The sequence below is a fragment of the Streptomyces sp. NPDC015139 genome (assembly GCF_043079785.1).
GTDB lineage: Bacteria > Actinomycetota > Actinomycetes > Streptomycetales > Streptomycetaceae > Streptomyces > Streptomyces albidocamelliae.
Genome location: NZ_JBIBUW010000055.1, coordinates 1 through 3,779, shown reverse-complemented (window position 1 = coordinate 3,779; position 3,779 = coordinate 1). Strand labels below are relative to the sequence as shown.

Here is a 3,779-nt window from a genome sequence, read left to right as displayed (position 1 = left end):
CAGCCGATGCCGGAGACGAAGACGATGTTCTCCCTGGCCAGGCCCAGCTCGGGCATGAAGCCCTGCACGGCGGCGAGGATCGCGTAGTCACCGCAACCCGGGCACCAGCGCACCTCCTGATCCGACTTGAAGTCGCGGGCGCCGAGGGCGACTTCGCTCCTCGGCACCAGGGACAGCGCCTCAGTGGGCATGGACGGCCTCCTTGAGAGCCTGCGCGAGCTGTTCCGCCTTGAACGGCATGCCGTTGACCTGGGTGAGGGACTCCGCGTCGACCAGGAACCCGGCCCGGAGCAGCCGCGCGAGCTGCCCGAGGTTCAGCTCCGGTACGACCACCCGGTCGTAGGAGCGCAGGATCGTGCCGAGGTTCCCGGGGAAGGGGTTGAGGTGGCGCAGGTGCGCCTGGGCGATGGGCTCGCCGGCCGCCCGCAGCCGCCGTACCGCCGCCGTGATCGGCCCGTAGGTGGACCCCCAGCCCAGCACCAGGGTGGTGGCCTGGTGCGGGTCGTCGACCTCCAGGTCCGGGACCTCGATACCGTCGATCTTGGCCTGGCGGGTGCGGACCATGAACTCGTGGTTGGCGGGGTCGTAGGAGATGTTGCCCGTGCCGTCCTGCTTCTCGATGCCGCCGATACGGTGCTCAAGACCCGGCGTGCCCGGGACCGCCCACGGCCGGGCGAGAGTGCGGGGGTCGCGTTTGTACGGCCGGAAGACCTCCGTGCCGTCCTCCAGCGTGTGGTTCGGACCGGACGTGAACTGCACCCGCAGGTCGGGGAGTTCGTCCGTGTTCGGGATGCGCCAGGGCTCCGAGCCGTTGGCCAGGTAGCCGTCCGAGAGGAGGAAGACGGGCGTGCGATAGGTCAGCGCGATCCGGGCCGCCTCCAGGACGGCGTCGAAGCAGTCGGCGGGCGTCTTCGCGGCCACCACGGGGACGGGTGCCTCGCCGTTGCGGCCGTACATGGCCTGGAGCAGGTCCGCCTGCTCGGTCTTGGTCGGCAGACCCGTCGAGGGACCGCCGCGCTGGATGTCCACGACCAGCAGCGGCAGCTCCTGGGACACCGCGAGCCCGATGGTCTCGCTCTTGAGCGCCACGCCCGGTCCGGAGGTCGTGGTGACCGCGAGGGAACCGCCGAAGGCCGCCCCGAGCGCGGCGCCGATCGCCGCGATCTCGTCCTCCGCCTGGAAGGTCCGCACGCCGAAGTTCTTGTGCCTGGACAGCTCGTGCAGGATGTCCGAGGCCGGCGTGATCGGGTACGAACCCAGGAACAGCGGCAGGTCCGCCTGCCGGGAGGCGGCGACCAGACCGTAGGCGAGAGCCAGGTTCCCCGAGATGTTCCGGTACGTGCCCGTCGGGAACGCCCGGGTGGCCGGGGCGACCTCGTAGGAGGCCGCGAAGTCCTCCGTGGTCTCGCCGAAGTTCCAGCCCGCCCGGAACGCCGCGATGTTCGCCTCGGCGATGTCCGGCTTCTTCGCGAACTTCGACCTCAGGAACTTCTCGGTGCCCTCGGTGGGCCGGTGGTACATCCACGACAGCAGGCCCAGCGCGAACATGTTCTTGCTGCGCTCGGCCTCCTTGCGGGACAGAGCGAAGTCCTTCAGCGCCTCCACCGTCAGAGTCGTCAGGGGCACCGGGTGGAGCTGGTACGCGTCGAGCGACCCGTCCTCCAGCGGCGAGTTCGTGTACCCCACCTTCTGCAGGGCCCGCTTGGTGAACTCGTCCGTGTTCACGATGATCTCGGCGCCGCGCGGCAGATCGCCGATGTTCGCCTTCAGGGCGGCCGGGTTCATCGCGACCAGCACGTCCGGCGCGTCACCCGGGGTCAGGATGTCGTGGTCGGCGAAGTGGAGCTGGAACGAGGAGACGCCCGGCAGCGTCCCCGCGGGGGCACGGATCTCGGCCGGGAAGTTCGGCAGGGTGGAGAGGTCGTTCCCGAAGGACGCCGTCTCCGAGGTGAAACGGTCGCCCGTGAGCTGCATACCGTCACCCGAGTCCCCGGCGAACCGGATGACCACCCGGTCCAGCCGGCGGACCGTACTGGACCGGGTGGCTGCTGTGTCAACGGTCACCAGCTGTCCCTCTCCTCGTCGGATGTCCGGCTCGCACCGTAGGAAGCCGTCCTTGCGACCCGCCAAAGCCCCACCGCGTATGTGAGAACTTCACGTGATCGGAGTGACGGCGTGGCTGTCCGGCGAGCGGTGCGGGCCGTCACAATCGGCACGGAAGAAAGGGGTTCCCATGTCGCGGGTGGTCGGCAGCCGCGCAGTCCATCTCTGGTCGCTGCACGAGGACGTGGTCGTCGAGGAGGACGCCACGGACCAGGGCCTGGTGCTGCGCAGCCGGTTCGGGACGGAGCGCATCAGCCGCCCCGATCCGCTGGTGCGTGAGGCCCTGCGGCGCATGGAGCTCGGCCCCGTCCTGCTCGCCAACGTCCTGCCCTGCGCGTCCGCCGCCGCGGAGGACGCCACGGAGGGCGCCTGCCTGGTGCTGCTGCCGGTGCTGGACCGGCTCTCGCATCTGATCGTGCGCACCCTGAGCTGGGAGGACCTGCGGGGGCCCCTGTTGTCCGTCGTCTCCACCAGCAAGGACGCACCGTTCGCCCCCGTGGCCCTGTCCGCGCGGCGGCTGATCCGGCTGATCGGCGATGTGTCGCTGACCCTGGAGAAGGCCGGGTTCGCGCTGGCCTGCGCCACGTCCCCGCACCGGGTCCAGCTGCACCGGCCGGAGGCCGTCTGGGTGGTCGGGCTGCTGGCCTGGCCGGCCACCCCGTCCGACGCATCCTCCGTGCTGCCGCTGCCGCCCGAGGTGACCCAGGCCGTGCTGAGCTATCTGGCGGCCGCCGGCATGACCGAGGACTGCGGCGAACCGGTGCCGCGCGCCTGAGGGCTCACCCCCGCGCGCCCCGGCCGGCGCTCACAGCAGCCAGCCGGACTCCTGGGCGATCAGCACGGCGTCCACGCGGTTACGCGCGTTGAGCTTCGTGGTGATGGTGGTCAGGTAGTTGCGTACCGTCCCGGTGGACAGGTGAAGTTCGGCGGCGATCTCCGCGGGCTCCGCGCCCTTGGACGCCAGTCGCAGCACCTCGGTCTCGCGTTCCGTGAGCGGGCTCTCCTGGCCGCCCCAGGCGGCGAGGGCGAGTTGCGGGTCCACCACCCGCCGGCCGGCGGCCACCTGCCGTACCGCGAAGGCCAGTTCGTTCGGCGGCGCGTCCTTGAGGATGTAGCCGCCCACCTGTGCGGAGATGGCCCGCAGCAGGGTCCCCGGACGTCCGATGCTGGTGAGGATCAGCACCCGGCACTCGGGCACCCGGTCCCGCAGCCGGGCGGCCGCGGTCAGCCCGTCGATGCCCGGCAGGTCGATGTCGATGACCGCCACGTCGGGTTTGTGCCGCAGCGTCGCCGGCACGATGTCGTTGCCGTTCTCGACCCCGCAGACGACCTCGATGTCATGCTCCAGGTCGAGCAGTGCTGTCAGGGCACCGCGCACCATGTTCATGTCCTCGGCCAGCAGTACGCGAATCACCGAACCCCCGTTCCCCCGTACCGAGTTGTCGCCCTCCCACGTCCCGGACGCGGCGACTGTACCAACTTCGGTTCCCGGGGGGAGAGTCCCGTCGGGGGGATCCCGGCATCTGGCAGAGGCTCCTCCGGTTGGCGGCCGCCGGTGGCCCTCGCCCGGAGCGTCCGGGACTAGGCGCTGTTTCTCGGATCTCCCTCCGCGGGTGGGGTGTTGGGGGCAGGCTGACGGCATGGGACGTGGAGACCTGACGAATGCGGAGTGGGAG

3 protein-coding genes and 1 pseudogene are annotated in these 3,779 nt (G+C 70.7%); 1 reads left to right on the top strand and 3 read right to left on the bottom strand.

The window, feature by feature from the left end; translation table 11 throughout:
* Positions 1-191, bottom strand: a pseudogene (locus tag ACF08B_RS41470) (2-oxoacid:ferredoxin oxidoreductase subunit beta); the annotation flags it as partial.
* A complete protein-coding gene (locus tag ACF08B_RS41465; protein WP_392322207.1) occupies positions 181-2,067 on the bottom strand; it encodes a 2-oxoacid:acceptor oxidoreductase subunit alpha in 1,887 nt (628 codons plus the stop codon). The gene ACF08B_RS41465 and the pseudogene ACF08B_RS41470, both read right to left, overlap by 11 nt.
* A gap of 166 nt (positions 2,068-2,233) precedes the next feature.
* On the opposite strand from ACF08B_RS41465, the gene ACF08B_RS41460 reads away from it, so the two are divergent.
* Positions 2,234-2,878, top strand: a complete 645-nt coding sequence (locus ACF08B_RS41460) for an NADH oxidase (RefSeq protein WP_392322206.1) — start codon at positions 2,234-2,236, stop codon at positions 2,876-2,878.
* Positions 2,879-2,908: 30 nt separating this feature from the next.
* Here the strand turns inward: ACF08B_RS41460 and ACF08B_RS41455 are convergent, their stop codons facing one another.
* Positions 2,909-3,517, bottom strand: a complete 609-nt coding sequence (locus ACF08B_RS41455) for a DNA-binding response regulator (protein ID WP_093698002.1) — start codon at positions 3,515-3,517, stop codon at positions 2,909-2,911.
* Between the last annotated feature and the right edge of the window lie 262 nt (positions 3,518-3,779).

Excerpts from the sequence above, each read along its gene's own strand:
- ACF08B_RS41460 (WP_392322206.1), top strand. The coding sequence starts at position 2,234 with ATGTCGCGGGTGGTCGGCAGCCGCGCAGTCCATCTCTGGTCGCTGCAC.